Origin of the sequence: Pseudomonas sp. A-R-19 (genome assembly GCF_019956575.1) — a bacterium.
Classification (GTDB): Bacteria; Pseudomonadota; Gammaproteobacteria; order Pseudomonadales; family Pseudomonadaceae; genus Aquipseudomonas.
This window is the reverse complement of sequence record NZ_JAHBDR010000060.1, coordinates 192587-212551: the sequence shown is the minus strand read 5'-3', so window position 1 is coordinate 212551 and position 19965 is coordinate 192587. Positions and strand designations below refer to the sequence as shown.

The 19965-nt window shown below is 57.4% G+C and carries 17 protein-coding genes; 4 read left to right on the top strand and 13 right to left on the bottom strand.

The features are described 5' to 3' along the window. Nucleotides 1–100: 100 nt before the first annotated feature. The 3 genes from feaR to KGA88_RS17410 form a co-directional block, all read right to left on the bottom strand. Nucleotides 101–1063: a transcriptional regulator FeaR gene (gene feaR / locus KGA88_RS17420; RefSeq protein ID WP_154910148.1), complete on the bottom strand. Its 963-nt coding sequence runs from the start codon at nucleotides 1061–1063 to the stop codon at nucleotides 101–103. 115 nt (nucleotides 1064–1178) lie between these two features. Beyond that, on the bottom strand, nucleotides 1179–1799 hold the full coding sequence (locus KGA88_RS17415; protein WP_223593036.1) for a DUF3156 family protein: 621 nt from the start codon (nucleotides 1797–1799) through the stop codon (nucleotides 1179–1181). Continuing rightward, nucleotides 1744–3243 carry an APC family permease gene (locus KGA88_RS17410; RefSeq protein ID WP_223593034.1) on the bottom strand — a complete coding sequence of 500 codons (1500 nt, stop codon included), beginning with the start codon at nucleotides 3241–3243 and terminating at the stop codon, nucleotides 1744–1746. The genes KGA88_RS17415 and KGA88_RS17410 overlap by 56 nt, the downstream gene beginning before the upstream one ends. A gap of 302 nt (nucleotides 3244–3545) precedes the next feature. Between KGA88_RS17410 and KGA88_RS17405 the strand changes: the two genes are divergently transcribed. After that, entirely contained in the window at nucleotides 3546–4874 is a 1329-nt protein-coding gene (locus KGA88_RS17405) for an alginate export family protein (protein ID WP_154910146.1), read from the top strand. Between the two features lie 118 nt (nucleotides 4875–4992). Here KGA88_RS17405 and KGA88_RS17400 read toward each other — a convergent pair whose 3' ends face one another. Together KGA88_RS17400 and KGA88_RS17395 are read right to left on the bottom strand one after the other, a co-directional pair. Beyond that, nucleotides 4993–5949: a p-hydroxyphenylacetate 3-hydroxylase reductase component gene (locus tag KGA88_RS17400; protein ID WP_154910145.1), complete on the bottom strand. Its 957-nt coding sequence runs from the start codon at nucleotides 5947–5949 to the stop codon at nucleotides 4993–4995. A gap of 57 nt (nucleotides 5950–6006) precedes the next feature. Beyond that, nucleotides 6007–7176, bottom strand: a complete 1170-nt coding sequence (locus KGA88_RS17395; RefSeq protein ID WP_154910144.1) for a p-hydroxyphenylacetate 3-hydroxylase oxygenase component — start codon at nucleotides 7174–7176, stop codon at nucleotides 6007–6009. 260 nt (nucleotides 7177–7436) lie between these two features. Between KGA88_RS17395 and KGA88_RS17390 the strand changes: the two genes are divergently transcribed. Continuing rightward, nucleotides 7437–8924: an aldehyde dehydrogenase family protein gene (locus KGA88_RS17390; RefSeq protein WP_154910142.1), complete on the top strand. Its 1488-nt coding sequence runs from the start codon at nucleotides 7437–7439 to the stop codon at nucleotides 8922–8924. A 187-nt stretch (nucleotides 8925–9111) separates the two neighbouring features. Here the strand turns inward: KGA88_RS17390 and KGA88_RS17385 are convergent, their stop codons facing one another. Further along, nucleotides 9112–10545: an NAD-dependent succinate-semialdehyde dehydrogenase gene (locus tag KGA88_RS17385; RefSeq protein ID WP_154910141.1), complete on the bottom strand. Its 1434-nt coding sequence runs from the start codon at nucleotides 10543–10545 to the stop codon at nucleotides 9112–9114. 164 nt (nucleotides 10546–10709) lie between these two features. Here KGA88_RS17385 and KGA88_RS17380 point away from each other — a divergent pair, with 164 nt between their 5' ends. Together KGA88_RS17380 and KGA88_RS17375 are read left to right on the top strand one after the other, a co-directional pair. Further along, nucleotides 10710–11672 carry a hydroxymethylglutaryl-CoA lyase gene (locus KGA88_RS17380; protein WP_154910140.1) on the top strand — a complete coding sequence of 321 codons (963 nt, stop codon included), beginning with the start codon at nucleotides 10710–10712 and terminating at the stop codon, nucleotides 11670–11672. 2 nt (nucleotides 11673–11674) lie between these two features. Beyond that, a complete protein-coding gene (locus KGA88_RS17375) occupies nucleotides 11675–12487 on the top strand; it encodes a cupin domain-containing protein (protein WP_154910139.1) in 813 nt (270 codons plus the stop codon). Between the two features lie 100 nt (nucleotides 12488–12587). On the opposite strand, the gene KGA88_RS17370 is transcribed toward KGA88_RS17375, so the two are convergent. From KGA88_RS17370 to KGA88_RS17340, 7 genes are all read right to left on the bottom strand, one after another. After that, nucleotides 12588–13499: a helix-turn-helix transcriptional regulator gene (locus KGA88_RS17370; protein ID WP_154910138.1), complete on the bottom strand. Its 912-nt coding sequence runs from the start codon at nucleotides 13497–13499 to the stop codon at nucleotides 12588–12590. Nucleotides 13500–13592: 93 nt separating this feature from the next. Further along, nucleotides 13593–14384 carry an SDR family NAD(P)-dependent oxidoreductase gene (locus KGA88_RS17365; protein WP_154910137.1) on the bottom strand — a complete coding sequence of 264 codons (792 nt, stop codon included), beginning with the start codon at nucleotides 14382–14384 and terminating at the stop codon, nucleotides 13593–13595. After that, nucleotides 14381–15901 (bottom strand): amino acid permease, encoded by a 1521-nt coding sequence (locus KGA88_RS17360; RefSeq protein WP_223593032.1) that lies wholly within the window; start codon nucleotides 15899–15901, stop codon nucleotides 14381–14383. Before KGA88_RS17360 ends, KGA88_RS17365 begins: the two co-directional genes overlap by 4 nt. 113 nt (nucleotides 15902–16014) lie before the next feature. Further along, a complete protein-coding gene (locus KGA88_RS17355; RefSeq protein WP_154910135.1) occupies nucleotides 16015–16842 on the bottom strand; it encodes an ABC transporter permease in 828 nt (275 codons plus the stop codon). Next, complete coding sequence (locus tag KGA88_RS17350; protein ID WP_154910134.1) at nucleotides 16842–17762, bottom strand: ABC transporter permease; 921 nt, start codon at nucleotides 17760–17762, stop codon at nucleotides 16842–16844. The genes KGA88_RS17355 and KGA88_RS17350 overlap by 1 nt, the downstream gene beginning before the upstream one ends. A 44-nt stretch (nucleotides 17763–17806) precedes the next feature. Beyond that, nucleotides 17807–18901: an ABC transporter ATP-binding protein gene (locus KGA88_RS17345; RefSeq protein ID WP_223593028.1), complete on the bottom strand. Its 1095-nt coding sequence runs from the start codon at nucleotides 18899–18901 to the stop codon at nucleotides 17807–17809. Continuing rightward, nucleotides 18902–19957: an ABC transporter substrate-binding protein gene (locus KGA88_RS17340; protein ID WP_223593026.1), complete on the bottom strand. Its 1056-nt coding sequence runs from the start codon at nucleotides 19955–19957 to the stop codon at nucleotides 18902–18904. It abuts the gene before it with no gap. Nucleotides 19958–19965 lie beyond the last annotated feature (8 nt).

Genomic DNA, 19965 nt, shown 5'->3' with positions numbered 1-19965 from the left:
TTTCCTGGCGCTCGAAAACTTTATCCTGAACTCAATCGAACGCCAGTCAATTAATTTATTAACATTAATCTCGAGTCGAATGTCGTAGAGACTTCACGACCTACGCCGCCCCTACCGCCTGCTGTAGATGCGTCGAGCGAAAGTCCTTGGGCGACAGCTCAAACTGCTTCTTGAACGACCGGCTGAAGTGGGCTGAATCGGTAAAACCCCACTTGTAGGCAATAGAGGTGATCGACTCGCTTTTTAGAAATGGATTAGTCAAATCATCAGCGCTGCGTTTGAGCCGCGCACGCTGAATGTAACGGCAGACACTGTCGTCCTGCTCTTCAAACAAACGATACAGATGGCGAACGGAAATGTTCAATCGACTGGCCAGACCCACGGGGCTCAGGCCAGGCTGAGTCAGGGACTCATCGATGACTTTCTGAACGTAGCTGCGCAGATTGTTACCCTGCAAGGACGCACTGCTGTCACCCGGCGCGTTGTCCGTTTCGAATGCGGAACCCAGCAACGAAACGAACGCCGATTGCAGGGCCTCGCCTTCGCCAATGGAGTCCTGGCCATCCAGGCCCTCCCGGCACAGTTGGTCCATCAGCACATGGAGCATTCGGCCGCAGGCCTTGCTGGAAGAAATCTTGCCAAAGGTTTTCGACCCGCTTCCCAGTTGCTTGCACACCTCATTGCGTGACAGAGAAAGGGACGCATGTTCGATCAACCCGAACGGGGTTATCTCAATCGAGCCGGTCGAGTCCATGAGCAACATATCGCCCGGCGCCAGCTGAATGACCTGGCCATTCTGCGCAATCTGACAATAGCCACTGCGTTGGCTCACGAGAAAGCAATGCTGATCATTATCGTGGTCGGCGTTAGGCCGTTCGCGCCTGATCAAACCTGCATTGGTGCGCAGGTTTGCCAGGGAGAGACGGTCCTGGGACCGCTTGGAAACCTCGCCGATGAAAAGCGATCGGTTGTAAGCCAATTCAGTATCGAAATGACCGCACGCCGCTCGCAGATCACGCGTCCAGGTTTCCAATCCATATTGCGTAGACTCATTGATGCTCATGGTATCTCCACAATGGCTTATTGTTTTTGTTGTGCGATAGTTAACATGTTATCTATATGTGCGCAACAAGTACAGGGTGCCGATTGCAGAGGCATTAATGATGCCAAATCTCAAATTAGAGCGTGCGTAATGTGCGTTGCAGGCCCATCAGAACATTCAACAGCACATCACGCTGCACGCCGCTCAAGGCGATGTAACGCCGGAATGACGGCATCCGGTTGACCACCTCGCTACCGCCCATATGCTCCAATCGAACGCGCCATTCATGCCCGTCCAGAGTGAGCTGAAGGCGCTTGAAATCCAGCGACATCAGCGATTGATGCAACACTGGGTCTTCTTGCAACCGAACCTGGAGCCTGGTCAGCAACTCAGGTGCTCCCGTGCGTTGTTTACACACCAGCCCTGTCCGTCGAATTGACCCGCTGTGGTGCAGATCAAAGTGGGCACTGCCCTGCTCCGTGGCAGGCACCCTGACAGAAAACTCAGTCATCACCAGATGCATCAGCAGCTGGGATTCCGTGCGCTCGACAATATCGACCTGAAGGTTGCTCTTTCCGAGAAAAAACACTGCCTCGGCCGGGCCCATGGAAGCAAAACTCGCCACACCCAGATTGCGCCGCAAGTACTCAAGCGTTACTCCGGGCCTGTAGCCGTTCGGGGCACGTCGTGCGCTGAATGATTCAGACAGTTTTTGCAGCATGGTCGAGATAACCGTTGTGATGTTTGCCAGGCTCATGGGAAAACTCCTTGGCCAGCACTTCTTCAACGGTAGCCGGCTTGAATGGATTGACTTTCTGCACCACCAACGTCCAGAAAAGCGCATAGGCAGCCGCAATGCCGAGCATCACCCCGAAAGGCACATAGATATCGGCAGGGTTCATTCCAGGTGGCGTGATGAACCACATGCCCAGCAAGATGCCGACACTGGAAAGAATCTGCGGCAATGGGAAGAAAGGCGAGCGATAGGCCCGTGGCAGATCAGGACGGCGAATCCGCAGGCTGACCACCGACAGCGTTACCAGCAGATAGGCAAAACTCCACGCGCAGACCGCGGCCAATACCAGGTTCATGATGTTGTCGGTATTGCCACCCAACCAAAAGGCGTACAAGCACGGAATCAGCATCGCCACCAGAATGCACAGCAGCGGCGTCTTGAAGCGTGGGTGCAAGTAGGTGAACACCTTGGGCAACGCACCATCCACTGCCATGCCATAGAGAATTCTCGGCACACCTGCCATCAGCGTGTTGATGGTCGCTGCGCCCGCAAACAGAAAGCCGATCCCCAGCCACAACGGGCCGACATGCCCCATGACCTGCTCAGCAAATTTCGGGATGGCCATGGGCGTGTCGAGCAGATGCACGCCTGTGGCGGCATCCAGTAGTACGTTCTCGACCTGGCGCTTCATCGCGGCGCCATAGATGAACATGCAGGTGGCAACACTCAACAATCCCAAAATCATCGCCTTGGGCATGACCTTGGCCGAATTGCGCAAGTCCGGCGCCAACGGGGTGACGAACTCGCAACCGACGAACATGAACATCGCCATGCCCACCAGCGACAGAATTGTGATCAGGTCCGTGCCCACCAACGACACCCCGAACCAGCCATCCAGTTGCACTGCCGGCGCGGCGATCAAACCCAGTACCCCGAACACCATCAACGTGGTCCACATGCCGAAGGTCAGAATGATCTCCGCCCTGCCGAAAGCGCTGACGCCGAAGGCATTGAGAATGGCGAACACAACGACAAATCCTACGCCGAGCAACCAGGAACCACCGGCAGACTCCGCCAGTGTATTGAGGTGCTCGAAGTTCACCAGCGCCATGACCCCGGACAGAATGGTTTCAGCGGTGCCCGCAAACACATGCACGATCAGGTACGCCGACAACGTGCCGGTGATTGCGAAGAACCGTCCCAGACCGCAATTGATGTAGTCGTAGACCGAACCGGTGGTCGGCAGGATCGAGGCGGCCTCAGCGAAGGTGGTTGCCTGGGCCAGCATCATGACCACCGCGATCAGCATGGCCACCGCAAAAGCGCTGCCGCCAATTCCAAAACCCATCGTGGCCGTGAGAATGACCGGGCTGGCCATGATCAGGCCAATGGTGCTGGCTAACGCGGTGGGAAAACCAACGCTACCTCGTTTCAGGTGTTCTGTGAGCCTGTCATTGATCGACATGGTGCGGATCCTCAAAAGCGGATTTCTTAGTGGAATTATTAAGCCGTTCAAGGAGCCGGCGTTTACGCCTTCCCCAGCCAGTCCCTGATCAAATCGGCTTCGTGTGCAGAATCACTTTGCGCCCCTCTCGCCCTCATCGTCTTGCCCATGTCTGCCGACGGTTTTGTTGCTGCCTGCCAAGGCGTATTACCTGGCTGACAGGGTCAATTCTGTGGCACGCAGGTGAAAGACTTGGCCCTTTTACGATTGCCCTAATGCGCCCTCGACCATTTGGCTGTCCAACAATACCGGGGAACGTAACAATGGAGCACATGCGTAAAACACGATCACTGCCCGCCGCTGTCAGCTTGGGTGCTGCACTCCTGATCACACACTCATCAGCCAACGCCTACGAGTTCTACGCCGACAATGACACTAAGGTGACTGGTAATTTTCTGGCTGTTTACGGGTTGTTCAACAGCCGCAAAAACTATGACGGCACCACCGGCGGCTCCAGTTGGCGCGAAGGCTTCATCAAGTATGGGCTGAGTATTGATCAAACCCTGGGGGGCGCAGGCAGCGTGTATGGCACGGCAAATCTGGTGAGTTCCGGCACATGGGGTGATGGCGATGCAGCGGGAATAACCGACGGTACTGAACGCACCACGAAATTCGATGAAGCGTTTGCTGGATGGCGCTCAGGCGAACTCTTTCCGGTTCTGGGCAAGGATGGCGTTGACCTGTCCTTTGGACGCCAGGTCATTACGCTGGGCGACGGTTTCATCATCAACGACGACGGCCTGAATTTTGGCAAGGGACCTGCCGACGGCAAGCTCAATCGCGGAGGGGCCTATTACCTGGCTGCTCGCCATGCATTCGATGAGACTGCCGTTGTGCGCCTGGGAGGCAAGGACGGAGTACACGGCAGCATGATGTGGATCAAGTCCGACAATCGCTCCCAGGCCAACACCGAAATGGCTGCTGGAACCCTGGAGTACACAGCGGAACCGGGTACTCTGGGCCTGACCTACATTCACGGCATCGACGTCGATGACCGCTTCGCCAGCGACTTCCAGAAACAGCGTGACGGCATGAACATCTACAGCCTGCGCGGAGCGGGTAATGCCGGCATCGAACACGCGCATTTTTCCTTCGAATATGCCTGGCAGGATAAAGACGCCGGGCCGGAAAAAGCCTGGTACACCGAAGCAGGCTACACCTTCGCCGACCTGCCCTGGTCGCCCGACGTCACTTACCGCTACAGCCGCTATTCGAAAGACTGGGATTCGATGTTCAATGGGTTCAGTCGCGGCTATGGCACCTGGTTCCAGGGTGAAGTCGCCGCCAACTACTCGGGCCCCTTCAATAGCAATACGTCAATCCAACATGTTGCCTTGAAGGTCAAACCCGTCGACGCGGTGACTGTCGGCGCCCTGTTCTTCGACTTCAAGACGCTGCACAAGAACGACGCACTGAACCTCGATGGCCGTGAACTGGATATGTACGCCGAATGGGCTGCGAACGAACACCTGATCATCACCCCACTGCTTGGCCTGTATAAGCCTGATAAAGATGCAAGCAATGGCGGTAACCAGGTGGGTGGCAATGGCACCAACGTCTACAGCCAACTCACGGTAGCTGTGCCGTTTTGATGCCATTCGGGAGCTGCTCCGCGCAGCTCCTGAACCCCTCCCACACGAAACTGAGACCCGGTTGGGCGCACACGAAAAACGGCGCCCTGAGGCGCCGTATAGTGCATTTCGACAATGCTTAACACTGCCTGATCAGGGTCTTCAATACGGCCTTGAAGGTTTCGATCTGTTCGTCGCTGAAATCGGCGAACACCTTGTCCTGCTGCTCCTGTGCAATAGACCAAAGATCGTCGGTCTGCTCGATACCCGCAGTGGTCAGCCGCACTCGACTATCATCATCGTTAACCAATCCCTTGCGTTTTAGATTGGCCACCGCCTCATCAATCTCCCGAACCGGCATCGCCACTTCCCGCAGCAGTTCGTTTGCACTCAAGCCGGCATCACTTTCCAGCACCATCAGCATCCGCGCCTCGCTGGTGCGCAGGCCAGTAGACAACTGCCGGGGCTGATAGCTGGACTGGTAGGCCCGCACCGCCTGAGTCATCAGATAATACAGGTTGTGGCTGAGCCGCCCCTGGAAATGACTAGTAGGGCGTGGACTGCCATCTTGTTTGGTCATGCGGGTGTGCGGCAGCACCATCGAATAGGCGCCCTGGTGATAGAGCAACGGCGAGCGACCGAAATCATCGAAGGCCACCACTTTGCCGATCATGATCCAGTGGTCACCACCGTCTACCTGCTGATACTTCTCACAGTGAAAGCGCGCCGAGCAATCGGCGAATACCGGCGAGCCGCCCTCCCCTGATTCGTATTCGATCTCGGCGAAGCGGTCTTCCTTGGGGCGGGCGAAATTGTTCGACAGATCAATCTGGTCTGCCGCCAGTACGTTGACCGCAAAGTGGCTGGCCTGCTCGAACACCTCGTGGCTGTTGGAGCGTTTATCGATGCTCCACAACACCAGAGGCGGATCGAGGGAAACCGAGTTGAAGCTATTGGCGGTCACCCCGACTTTGCGTCCGGACGCGGTGGCGGCTGTGACCACGGTCACGCCAGTAGCGAAGTTGCCCAATGCCCGGCGAAAGGCCCGTGGGTCGAAAGTGGTTTCAGTGGCTTGGCAAACGCTGTTATCAGACATGCAAGACTCCCGGACGGCTTCCATGAGCCGTCCTGATTGTTGTTATGAGAGGCGGGCTCAGATCATGCTCGGATCAGGTTCCAGGCCCATCAGCTCGCGGCCAAGAATCTGCGCACAGACGTCATAGTCGGTGTAGGCATGGGCACCGGTCATGTGCGAATCACGGAACAGCCGCTGCATCTCGTTCTGTTCAAACCAGGCGTTACCACCAGCGGCTTCGAACAACCGGTCCACGGCCTGGATGCACATTTTGGTGGCATAGGCCTGATTGGTCCGCCAGAACGCCAGGGTCTCGCGGCTTGGATAGCGTTGCTGCTCACTGTGTTCGGCGTGTTCCTGCCAGGTCTTCTCGAGAAAGGCCCGGGCAGCGCCCACCTGATGAGTCGACTCGGCCAGACGCATCAACGCCGGAGTCGCCGCACCGACCGCCGCACCGGTGTAGGCACGCACGCGGGTCTTGGTCTTTTCGCGGAACACCTCAAGCATCCGCTCGGCAACACCCAGGCTCACGGTGGAAAAACCGCTGGCGAAGTAAGGACGATACGGCGAGTAAAAAATCTTGCTGTCAGGGTACAGGCCGAAACCTGCGGATCTGCCTTCCATCATGTCCTTGGCTTTCTGGATGCGATGTTCCGGCACCCGCACGTTGTCGATGATCAAGGTCTTGGTGCCGCTGCCTTTCATGCCGGCGGCGAACCAGTCGTCACGTATCTGATAATCACTGCGCGGCAGTACCGCGAAGCAGTAGTCCTGAGTGCCTTCAGCATTCTTGCGGCGGAACCCGACGATCGCCCACTCGGCGTGATCGCAACCGCTGCTCCAGCCCATTTCGCCGCTGAACAACACGCCGCCGTCGATTTCTTCGGTACGCCCAAATGGGGCGATACTGCTGCTGGCCGTGGCATCCGGGTCGTCGCCCCAGACTTCCTGCTGCAGTTCGGCCGAGAACAGCGCCAATTGATGGCTGTGGGTGCAGAGCAGGCTCATGGCCCAGGCGGTGCTGGCGCAAGAGCCCGCGAGTAACGCGATGCAGTCGGCAAATTGCGGCAGCGATATCTCCATGCCCCCGAACTTCTTCGGCTGAAAGGCCCGATGCATGCCGATGCTTTTGAGCAGCGCAATGTTCTCGTCGGGGACCTTGCGATCCTGTTCAGCCTGGAAGGCATTGGCAGCGATGGCCGGCAGAATGGACTTGAGGTCTTCAAGGAGCGGGTTTGGCTTTTTCATGGATGGCCCTGCTTATTATTGGATACCCGGCCAACTACCCGAATCGACGAGTAGCGCTGGATGCAGGGCCAGTATGGCGTTCACCATGCCAGCAGAAAATGCACCTTCCAGAGCCAAGATTGTACTTTTCAAAGACAATACGCCAAGGCCTGGAATGGCTTTGGCAGCCACAGACATAGGCTTGGGCAGGCTCAGTCAAGCCAGCCTGAGACCCATGGATTAGTCTCGGGGCTTTCTTTGTTCGCCATCAGGAAAACCCCATGAGCGATATCCCGTTGCTGCCTCAAGTTGAAGCCTTCCTGAGTCGAAACCATGCGTTGTTCATCGACGGTGGCTACGTTCAGAGTCATTCCAGCCAGACACTGGAGGTGATCAATCCTGCCACCGGCCTGGTCATCGCCCGAGTCGCCGACGCAGACCCGGCCGATGTCGATGCGGCCGTAGAATCGGCCAACCGCGGCTTCAAGCAATGGTCCCAAGTGGCACCGGCAATCCGTGGCAACGTGCTGTTGAAACTGGCCGACCTGCTGGAGCAGAACCGCGAAGAACTGGCGCAGATCGAAACCTGCCAATCGGGCAAGATCATCCAGATATCCCGGGCCTTCGAAGTCGACCAGGCCGCACACTTTCTGCGGTACTACGCTGGCTGGGCAACCAAGATCAGCGGCCAGACCATCACCCCGTCACTGCCCTCCTTCGCTGGCGAACGCTATACCGCTTTCACCCTTCGCGAACCCGTCGGGGTGGTAGTCGGCATCGTGCCGTGGAACTTCTCTACCATGATCGCCATCTGGAAACTCGCCTCGGCGCTGGTGACCGGCTGCAGCATCATCATCAAACCCAGTGAATTCACGCCGTTGACCATCCTGCGAATTGCCGAATTGGCCGTCGAAGCGGGCTTGCCTGCAGGTGCACTGAACGTTTTGACGGGCGGTGGTCTGGTGGGCAAGGGACTGATCGAACACCCCGGAACCGACAAGGTTTCATTTACCGGTTCCGTTCCCACCGGCATTGCCGTCGGCCGCAGTGCCATGGGCGCCGGGTTGACCCGCGCAACGCTGGAACTGGGTGGCAAAAACTCTGCTGGCTTCCTGCGCGATGTCGATCTGGACAAGGCCGCCGATGGCATCATCGAAGCCGGGTTCCTGCACTCCGGGCAAATCTGTGCAGCCGCCGAACGCTTCTTCGTCCATCGTTCACAGATCGATCCGGTCATGGACAAACTGGCCCAACGCTTGAGCACGCTCAACATCGGCTCACCACTGGATGAGCTCACCGAATTCGGCCCGGTCACCAATCGCCAACATCAGCTGAAACTCGGCGAGTACTTCGCCAAGGCCCGCGCCGAAAACAACACCATCATTCACGGTGGCAACCTGATCGACGGCCCAGGCTGCTACGTTGAACCGACGGTGATTCTCGCCAACAGCGTCAACGACACGCTGCTCAACGAAGAAACATTCGGCCCGATTGCGACCTTCTTCCCTTACGACACCGAAGAAGAACTGCTGGAGTTGATGAACAACACGCCTTACGGCTTGAGTGCCAGCCTCTGGACCAACGACCTGAGCAAGGCCCTGCGCATGGTGCCTGCGATCAACGCCGGGACGGTGTGGGTGAACATGCACACAATGCTTGATCCCGCGGTGCCCTTCGGAGGTAACAAATCCTCAGGTGTGGGGCGCGAGTTTGGCAGTGCGTTTATTGATGACTACACCGAGCTCAAGTCAGTGATGATTCGCTACTGATAGCGGTTAATCCGGCAGTAAGTGCGTCCAGAAAGGCCTGGGTCACTCCACACCAGACATGGCCATTTTTTTCAAAACCCATGACCGCCCCGTTTTCGTGGACTGAGCGGTCATGGGGCTGTCTTTCGACAACTCGGAAAATACAGGGATTAGCCTCCCTGACATTTAGCAGAAAAGCCCATTAATTTCAGACGCCTACCTGGCTAATGAACTTGGTCGTCAGATAGGCATCCAGACCTTCAGTTCCGCCCTCACTGCCGTGACCGCTGGCCTTGATGCCACCGAATGGCGTTTCCGGCAGGGCCAAACCAAAGTGGTTGATCGAAACCATCCCGGCTTGCAGGCGATTACCCAACTCAGTCGCGGTCTTCAATGACCGGGTGAATGCAAACGCCGCCAGCCCGTACTCCAGACTGTTGGCTTGCGCTATCACGCTGTCCAGATCATTGAAACGCAACAATGGCGCCACCGGACCAAAAGGCTCTTCATTGAGAAGACGCGCCTGCTCCGGCAGGTCGGTCAATAGCGTCGGTTGGAAAAAATGGCCCGTGCTGCCGATCCGGCTTCCGCCTGTCAGCACCTTGGCACCGAGGTCACGGGCATCGGCGATCAACTCTTGAACCATCATCAAGCGTCGAGCATTAGCTAGTGGCCCCATCTGGCTGGTTGGGTCGAAACCGTCGCCCACCTTGAGCTGTCCCGCCAGTTCGGTGAATCGCCGAGAGAAAAGATCAAATACTGCGTCATGCACATAGAAGCGCGAGGGTGAAGCGCAGACCTGTCCGGCATTGCGGAATTTGAGGGTGCAGGCCAATGCGGCGGCAGCCTCTACATCGGCATCCTCGCAGACGATAAACGGCGCGTGCCCACCCAATTCCATGGTCGTCAATTTCAAGTGTGTCGCGGCCAGGGCACCGAGTTGTCGACCTACGGCAGTCGAGCCGGTAAAGGACACTTTTCGAATAATCGGTGACCTGATCAGGTAATCGGAGATGTGCGCTGGGTTACCGAACACAAGGTTCAGCACGCCCTTGGGCACACCCGCATCGTGGAAACAGCGCACCAGCTCGATCACTGCTCCCGGAGCCTCCTCTGGCGCCTTGATGATGATGCTGCAGCCAGCAGCCAGAGCCCCTGCTATTTTGCGTACCGCTTGATTGATCGGGAAGTTCCACGGTGTAAAAGCGGCTACCGGACCGACTGGCTCGCGCACCACCAGCTGGCGTACCGCCGCATTGCGTGAAGGCACGATGCGGCCATAGGCGCGTCGCCCTTCTTCGGCATACCACTCAATGTGGTCGGCCGCGCTTTTGGCTTCCATGGTCGACTCCGCCATTGGCTTGCCCTGATCCAGCGTCATGCACTCTGCCATCAGCGCGTGGCGTTCACGTACCAGCAAAGCCGCTCGCCGCAAGATGCCTGAACGGTCGTAGGCAGATGTCGTGGACCAAATCCCAAAGCCGCTCGCTGCCGCTGCCAATGCGGCGTCCAGATCTTCATTCGAAGCTATCGGCAATTGCCCGAGCGTCTCGCCCGTCGAAGGATTGATCACAGCTGCAGTGTTGCCAGCGCTGCCGGCAGTCCATTGGCCGTCGATGTAAAACAACAGGTCGGTGTACATGGATCTTTCCTCGCAAATGGGTATTGAACACAAGCGATTGCAAAGGTATCGGCAACGCATGAGCGGTAACGAAATACGCAGCAACAGGTTGACACTATCAACCATATACTCGTAAATTTAGTTCACCATGTCAACCATGTTCCGTTACCACCTCAGGGGTCCCAATGAGAGACGTCACTCTGTGTGAATGCTTCGCCCGCGACGGTCTGCAGCACGAACCGAACTTTCTGCCCACACCCACAAAACGCCGATTGGTGGAGCGATTCGCCGAAATCGGCTTTCAGAGGGTCGAGGCGACGTCCTACTCCAATCCTGCCGTGATTCCGCAATTTGCCGATGCCAGTTCTCTGTTGGCGACCCTGCAGCGTCGGGCCGGCGTGTTCTACAAAGCGACCTGCGCCAACGTGCGAGCCGTCGAGCGAGCTGTCGGCGACCTCTCTGCCGGGCATGGCGCAAATGAAATCAGTTTACTGGTGTCCGCTTCTGAGTCGCACTCGCTGAAAAACCTTAAGCGCAGCCGTGCAGATCAATGGCTCAATATTCAGCAGATGGCCGAAAAGGCCCTCAATCAATTCCGCTTGATCGGTACTGTATCCGTGGCTTTTGGTTGTCCGTTCGAGGGTCGCGTCAGCGAGGCCAGCGTGTTGGCGGATGTGGAGCAGTTTGCCAAGCGCGGCGTGAAGTTCGTCACCCTTGGCGATACCACCGGTGTCGCGACGCCGCAGAGCGTCAAGCGCCTGTTCAGTGCCGTGCTTGCGACCTTTCCCGAGATCACTCCGATTGCTCATTTCCACGACACTCGCGCGACCGGGCTGGTGAATTACGTCGCCGCGCTCGAAGCTGGGGTCACCTGGTACGACTGCGCCTTCGGTGGTGTCGGCGGCCATCCGGCCAAGGTCAAGTATGGCGGCGGACACACCGGCAACGTCAGTACCGAAGACTGGGTCAACCTGCTGGAATCGATGGGCGTACGCACAGGTATAGACCTGGACCGCCTGCTCGACGTCGCCGCCGAATGCGAAGCCGCGCTTGGCCGTGAACTGCATAGCCGGGTCCTGCGCAGTGGGTTGAATCCACTGTTGCCCACCACTGTTTCCCAAACGACATCATCCAACGAAGAGGTGTAGAAATGCTCAGTCTCAACACTGTTGCGCGGCAAACCCGATTGATCTGTGGGGTGCTTTTGCTTTCAACACCGGTCTTCGCCAGTGATAAGTTGCTGCTGGTTGAACGGGACGATTTGATAAGGGGCCCGGCGAACGAAACCCTGCTCGGCCAGCAGATTTGGGAAATGCACAAAACCGCATCGTCACGTACCACGCTGGTCCAGCTCGACCAACAATCGCCGGTTGTCAGCCATGACATCGGCGAGCGCACGCTGATCGTTTTGCAGGGCACCGTGCTGTTCCATTTCGCTGACCGGGAAGTCACCGCGACAGCAGGCGATTACGTGGCGATTCCTCCCGGCCAGGCCTACCAGATGACCCCGCAAAACCAGGAGAAAGTCCTGCTACTGGGTTTTGATGTGCCCACCATCGACATGGCAAAGGCCACCGCTGCTGATTTCTCGACAAACAGTTCCGGCCCCACTCCCGTCGTCAAGAAACAACAATCAGTGATGACCAGTCCTCCCGGCTGGAATGATCCCAGTGACCGAGGCTGGACGCTGATAAAAACGCCGGAGAAGCGCGTGAATCTTGTAGAAATGTTCTCCGAGTTAAAAAACCATAGCCATCCCGACGCCGATCATTCACTGATCCTTCTCAGCGGCAGTGCACGGGTCGTAACCCCGACCGAGGACCGCATTCTGAAGACCGGCGATTACGTTTCCATCCCGCAGAATGTCCCACACAAGTATTACGTCGAGGGTCAGCAATCGGCGCTGTTCATCAGCTTCGATGCACCGGCGTACGATTCGGCCAAGACCATCTACCTCGAGTGACCTGTCAGCATCCGGACAGAATAAAAAAAGCATGGACCTCTGTCCGTGCTTTTTTTTGGTCGCTGAATTCATCGCAAAAAGCGGGTAAATCCCAGGCGCCTTAACTGGCAAATGCTTCCTGGAACTGTATCGCGCTACCTGCAATGGCGAGCGGCATACTCGCTGTGTGACTGAGTACAAAATTCACGAACAGATGAAACAATTCGGACTGGCTGGAAATGCCGAGCTTGCAATACAGGTGCTTGCGGTGATTCTTCACCGTGCCTTCAGCGATGCCAAGGTGCAGCGAGATCGACAGGCTGGAGTGACCGCGCAGGATCATGCTGACGATCAATTGTTCGCGCGGGGTCAGTTGGTCGGCGGCGAAACGCGAAAATGCGCTGTTCAGATGCTCTCTCAAAGCCAGCGCACTGTCATCGACCTGAGCACCAACGCCCTGGTAGTGGCGTTGCAACAACACAGCGACCATCGCCTGACAGTTTTGCAAAGCCTCAATCTGCACAGGTGAAAACTTCGCAGAGGCATTCAATCGCATCAATGAGTAGGCCAGATGGCCGATGCCTGGCAAAGCACAAATGAACACGATTTCTTCGGACAACGTGCCCGACTGCATCGAGATGCAGGGATGTACATCCGGCGAATTGAAATAATCACCTTCGAAGAAGGCGTCAGGAGCCAGTTCGCTCATGCGGTACAGGCCTGTAGCCTGGCCATGCGCGCAGGCCGTGTAGACCGGGTCCAGCAAGTAAGTACCGTTGAGGTAGTTGTGCATCGCTCCTGGCTCGGAAATGCCTTGCAGGTTGTCGTGAAGTAACAATGGCGAACCACCGGACGGGTAAAACAGCACACAGCTCTGGTCGAAAATCACCAGAGCCTGTAGAGCTTCGTCCAACTGTGGGGTAAAGCCATCACACTGCAATTGTGCAACCAAACCGGGCGTCGCCGCGTGCCATGTGCCAAGAACAGGCGTGGCCTCCATGCCACACCCAGGCTGCGAAACTGAAGTTGCCATGCCATCTCCTTGTTTTTATCCGGTGCGCCGAACCGCATAGGCGCACCCTGAATCCAGCGATAAAAAACAAGCACATTTCCTGCCACGGATGACTCAGACAGCGGAAAAACAGTTGTCCACGAACAGCTGCGTACCACTTACAAATGATGCCTCGTCGCTGGCTAAAAACAGTGCTGCGCGGGCCACCTCTTCAGGCTCGCACAGACGGCCCTGTTGCAGGCTGATCGCCTCTTCACTGGCATCCACGCCCATGGCCTGCAAGTCGCGCATTTCCCGCTCGCCGTGAGGGGTGCGGATAAACCCCGGTGCGACCGCATTGCAGCGAATCCCCCGGTCACGAAACTCGACGGCTATGGCGCGTGCGAACATCTGGCAAGCGCCCTTGCTCGCGTTGTACACGACCTCCCCCGGGGTCGCGTATTGCGCGGAAATCGACGAGGTGCAAACGATGCTGCCGGCCCCCTTGGCAAGCATTTGTGGAAGCACCGCTTGGGTCACCAGGTACATGCTTTTGACATTGACCGCCAAAAGCCAGTCCCACTCATGCTCCTGCACGTCCAGAAAGGGTTTTACGATCAACGTGCCGGCGTGGTTGAACAGCACATCCGCCGGGCCAAATTCAGCCAGCCCGCGCGCAACGGCTTCACGCACCTGGGCGGCTTGCGATACATCGGCACCCACCCCAAGCGCTTGACCGCCATCGGCAATGATTTGCGTCGCGAGATTGACGGCGGCGTCGCCATTCAAGTCGATAATGACTACCTTGGCCCCTTCCGCCGCGAACAGCCGGCTTGCCGCAGCGCCGCATCCACCGGCGCCGCCGGTGATAATGGCCACTTTACCGGCCAGACGGCCCTTGCCTTGCAATTGTTTGACTGTACTCATTGCGGATTTCCTTCACGGCCGCCACTCACGGCGAATGCTTCTTCAGGTGACAACACCAGGCGATGACGACGGTAGAAAGCAAAATAGGCCATCCCGACCAGGCACCAGCAGGCAGCAGCAAGTGCGGCCCATTTGTACAGAGGATCGAGAAACTGATAAATCAGCGTCGCCAATGCAATCACGATCACCGCTACCGCACCGAATGTCCCGTAAGGACTGCGATAAGGCCGGTGCAAACTGGCAAAGGAGCGCTTCAAACGAATATAGGCGACGCTTTGCAAGATGTAGGAAATCATTCCGGCGAACACGATCATGCTCACCAGGATCCCGCCCATCAACGGGTTGTTATCCTTGCCGAAGGTGAACCAGCACAGCATCAGGATACTCAATGCAGCCGCAGCCCCGGTGGCCAAAGCAATGTTCGGGGTATTGCGGGTCGGGTGCGTCACCGACAGCCCTGTCGGGAGGTAACCGGCGCGAGACAACGAATAGATATTGCGTCCCGCGGCAAAGCTTCCCGCCAGGAACGACGCCGCCAGACCCAGCACTGCCACCGCTGACAACAGCTTGCTCGCGGTGTGCCCGAACAGCCCCCTGAAGCCATCGAGCAACGGCTCTGACGAAGTGCTCATGAAAAAGCTGCCGCCGCCGATCGATGCACTGAAAAACAACACGCCCAGCGCCAGTACCGCAAGAATCACAGTGCCCCAGACCAATGCCAGCGGCAAATGGCGGGTCGGGTTGTGCGACTCCTCGGCAGTCAGCGGCAATTGCTCAATGGCCAGGAACATGTAAACGGCGAACGGCAACGCAAGCATGACGCCTGTAAGGCCAAACGGCAGCCATGGCCCGTTACCGCCCTCCAATTCAATCGGCTTTCCAGCTGCGTCAGTTGCAAGGTTCAAGGCCTTGCAGGCGAAATCCATATGCGGGTAAGCCGCGATAAAGAACACCACCAACACCGATACTGCCGCCAGCGTGATGAGCACGACAGCGCGCATCGACACCCCCAGGCCCCGGTTCGACAACAGCAACATGCAGGCATACCCGACCACCCACCAGACAGGTTGCCACTCGGGTCCGGTACCGAAAATGGCAGTCAGATAGGCGCCCATGAAAAACATGTTGCCGGCCGGGGCCAGAATGAATTCGATGTTCTCCGCAAGCCCGGTGCTGAATCCGCCCCAAGGCCCCATCGTGGTACGAGCAAAGGAGTAGGCACCACCAGTGTGCGGCAGCGCAGCCGCCATTTCACCGATTGACGAGCAGAGAAACAGGTACATCACGGCGATGATCAGCAAGGCTAAAGCCATGCCACCGAAGCCTTGTGCCAAGCCCAGGTTCCAACCGGAGTACTGACCCGCCACCACCGCCCCGACGCCAAGAATCAGCAAGGTGAAAAAGCCTGCATGACGTTGCAGGCGACGTTGTTCAAAGTAACCGCTTTCCACACTTTGATAGCTGATCCCTGACGGGGTAAAGGCCGCCGTCGGCGCTGATGTTATCGGTCTGTCCACGCGGTGATCCTCCAATGTCTCGTTCAGGGCAAATTCCCCGAACGTCATCTTCGGATGCACAACGTCAACTGCCTATGTCTCCAAAGGGACATGTCGACAGGGCATGAACCGCATCAATGCTGCTGACGACGCTCCAGGCTCTTGATGTACTGCATCGCCACCAGTAGCAGGATCGACAGGACAATCATCAAGGTCGATACCGCGGCCACGGTCGGATCGATCTGATCGCGGATATTGGCGAACATCCGGCGGGGCAGCGTGGAGCTTTCGCCGCCGACAATGAACAGCGCAATGACCACCTCATCGAATGACGCGATGAAGGCAAACAGCGCGCCGGAACAGATCGATAGTCGCAGCTGCGGCAGCGTCACCGTCAGAAAGGCCCAGGGACGTGAAGCACCCAGGCTGCGTGCGGCCATTTCCTGATTCATGTCGAACCCCTGAAGACCATTGCCCACCGCAATCAGCACAAAAGGTATCGCCAGCACACTATGCGCCAGCACCAGGCCGGTGATGGAATTGTTCAGACCTGTACGCGAATAGACAAAAAACACACCCACCGCCACCAGAATGATTGGCACCAGCATCGGCAGCATCATCAGGCTATTGACCAGCTTCGCCGCGCCACCGCGTACTTGCGACAGGCCATAGGCTGCCAGCGTCCCCAATACCGTAGCGATGCAGGTCGACATCACCGCCACTTTCACCGTGACCCAGGTCGCCATCATCCATTCCGGCGATCCCAGATAAGCCTCGTACCACCGCAGGCTCCACTCCCGTGGCGGAAACTCCAGGTACTGCGAGGCGGAAAACGACATCGGGATCACAATCAGGCATGGAATGATCAAGAACAACAGGATCAACCCGACCAGGACGTATAACCAGAGCCGGTGTGCATGGGTAATCTGCGTCGGCGTCACCGCTTGATTGAGCTTGAACATCAGCCGTTCCTCCCTTGTTCGTTGAGCCCGAACAGTTTGCGCATGCCCCAGAGGATCAACACCGTGGCGACCAGCAAGGCCACTCCCAGTGCACTCGCGGCGCCCCAGTTACCGTACAGGGCAATGGTGTCGCTGATCTTCATCGACCACATCGACACCTTGCCACCGCCCAACAATGCCGGTGTCAGGTAAAAGCCCAGGCAAATCACAAAGACCAGCGTGATACCCGAAGCCAGTCCAGGCAGCGACAATCGCAGAAAGACCTGACGAAACGCCTGGGCCGGTGTGGCGCCACAATTGGCCGCTGCCGACATCAACAACGGATCAATGTTTTTCATCTTGTCGTAGAGCGGCAGCACCATGAACGGCAACATGACGTGGACCATGCCGATGACGGTTCCGAAGAAGTTGTTCACCAGCGCCAGTGGCTCATGGATCAGGCCCAGATCGAGCAACCAGTTATTGATGATCCCCTGGCGCTGCAACAACACCAACCAGGCGTAGGTACGAACCAGAATCGAAGTCCAGAACGGCAGCAATACGAAAGCCATGCAGATCTGGCTGGCGCGTTCGGGCAGTTGCGACAGCAGGTACGCCAGTGGATATCCCAGCAGCACGCAAATCAGCGTGACGCAGAACGCCATCTGAAAGGTAATGATGAAGCTGCTCAGGTACACAGGTCTTAGCAAACGCAGGTAATTGTCCAGGGTCAGCGCACCGCTGCTGTCGAAGGCCGACAACCAGAACAGCCACCCCAAGGGCACCGCCAACACCACGAACACCAGAATGAAGCCCGGCAACGTCAGGGAAAGCAGCGCCCAGCGTTCCTTGAGTTCGGCCATCGCCAGGCGATGGACCATCGGGTCTTCGCCTCCGATGGTAGCGCCGTCGGTGCGAGCGGAAAGACTGACTTGTTTCATGGGCGTGACCCTCTGGAGCTTTTGACGAGGGGGAAGATCGGCATTCATGCGCCCTCCGTCACCAGCAAGGTGTCCTCGGCATGCAGCCATAGCTGAGCCGCAGCACCGGGTGTCGGTACCGCGACATCACGAAAGCCCTTTTGATGGCGAGCCGTGAGCTCGCTACCGTCAGGTAACACCAGACCGACGTGATAACTGTCGCCCTGATACACCACGTCGCGTGCTACCGCATCGATCCGGTTCATCGCGCTGGCATCCGCCGGAGCCTGCCATTGCAGGCGCTCAGGTCGCACCATGAGCACTCGGCGCTGCGAATGTCTGAGCGCCGTGCCCAACGGCAGTTTCAGCGCCCGTCCCTGGAACAGGACGGCATCGCCACTCTCCTCCACGGGAAAAAAACAACTCTCGCCAATGAAACCCGCGACAAAACGATCAAGGGGGCGCTCGTAGAGTGCGTCCGGGGTATCCAGTTGCGCCAGTTTGCCCTTGTTCAACACCGCAATGCGATGGGAGAGCGTCAATGCTTCCTTCTGGTCGTGGGTGACATAAATCGTGGTCATCCCCAATCGGGCATGCAGGCGCTTGAGCTCAAGTTGCATGTGCTCGCGCAGGTTCTTGTCGAGTGCTGAAAGCGGCTCGTCCATCAGCATGATTTTCGGCTCGAACACCATGGCCCTGGCTAGCGCGACACGCTGACGCTGACCACCTGAAAGCTGATGAATGCCGCGCTCACCGAGATGGTCCATCTGCACCATTTCCAGGGAGGCCTTGACCCGACGGGTTCGCTCCGCACCGCTGACCTTGCGCAAACGCAAGGGATAAGCAACGTTTTCTGCAACGGTCATATGCGGGAACAGCGCATAGTTCTGAAACACCATGCCGATATCCCGTTTATGTGGCGGACAATCCAAAAACTCTACGCCATCGACCTTGATGCTTCCCGAGTCCGGGCGAATGAAGCCGGCCAGCACATTGAGCAAGGTCGTTTTCCCCGACCCTGAAGGGCCGAGAAGGGTAAGAAACTCACCAGGGTTGACGTCCAGGGATACATGATCGATCGCAGTAAATGATCCGTAACCTTTATAGACATCCCGAATCGCAATATTGCCTTGCATAACTCCGACCTCCAAAAAAACCAATTACCGTGCGATCAACTCTTTGTAGTCTTCCTGAACATCTGTGACATGGTCGCCCCACCAGCGAGGGTCCATCAGCGCCTGCTTGGCTCTGTTGTCGGGCGACATGTTGGAGCTGTTCAGTGCATCGGCCGGAACACCAGGTTGATCGAAAGCCAGGCTATTGGTCGGGCCGTAGTAGCCCATCATGGTCGGAATTCGGGCCTGAATCGGCGCAGATACGGAATTGGCAATCAGCTTCTGCGCCCCCGGCGCATTCCCGGCGCCCTTGAGGATGGCCATGCAGCCATAACCGAGCAGGCCATCTTCATAGGTATAGGCCACCGGTGCTTTGTCTTTCACCACAGAATCGACACGGCTGCTCCAGATCGCGATCAGATCGACCTCGCCATCCTTGATCAGTTGCGCGGATTGAGCACCGGAGGTCCACCAGACAACGACGTAAGGTTTGATCTTTTCCAGCGAAGCGAGGCCACGCTTGATATCCAGGGGATAGAGTTGATCGCGCGGCACGCCATCGGCCAGCAAGGCCACTTCAAGCATTTCATCCGGTGCGACGGAAAGCGCACGACGACCTGGAAACTTCTTCACGTCCCAAAACTCTTTCCAGTTCTTCGGGCCGACCTTGAATTTGTCGGTGCGCCAGCCCATGACCACTGAATAGCTGTTGGTAGCGATCCAGTTCTTGTCCCGCGCCAGTTCAGGTATGCCTTTGGCATCGATCACGGAGTAGTCCAAGGGTTCGAGCATCCCCTGCTTGGACAATGCCGCACAGTCATTGGCGCCGATATGAATGGCATCCCAGGCGGGTTTGCCAGATTGCACTTGCAGTCGTACAGCCGGTTGTCCGTCATGCGACTCGGTCCGCAGCTTCAACCCAGCCTTCTCTGCCGCTGGCTTCCACAGCGTTGCAATCAATGCATCCTGCAGACCACCACCATAGCCTGCGACGGTCACTGTAGACGGATCGGCCGCCCAAACCTGCGGAGCGATCAACGCTGCGCCCGCAACCGCCAACACATGTCGCCTTACTGCTGAAAACTTCAGGGTGTCGAACATTTTCCATC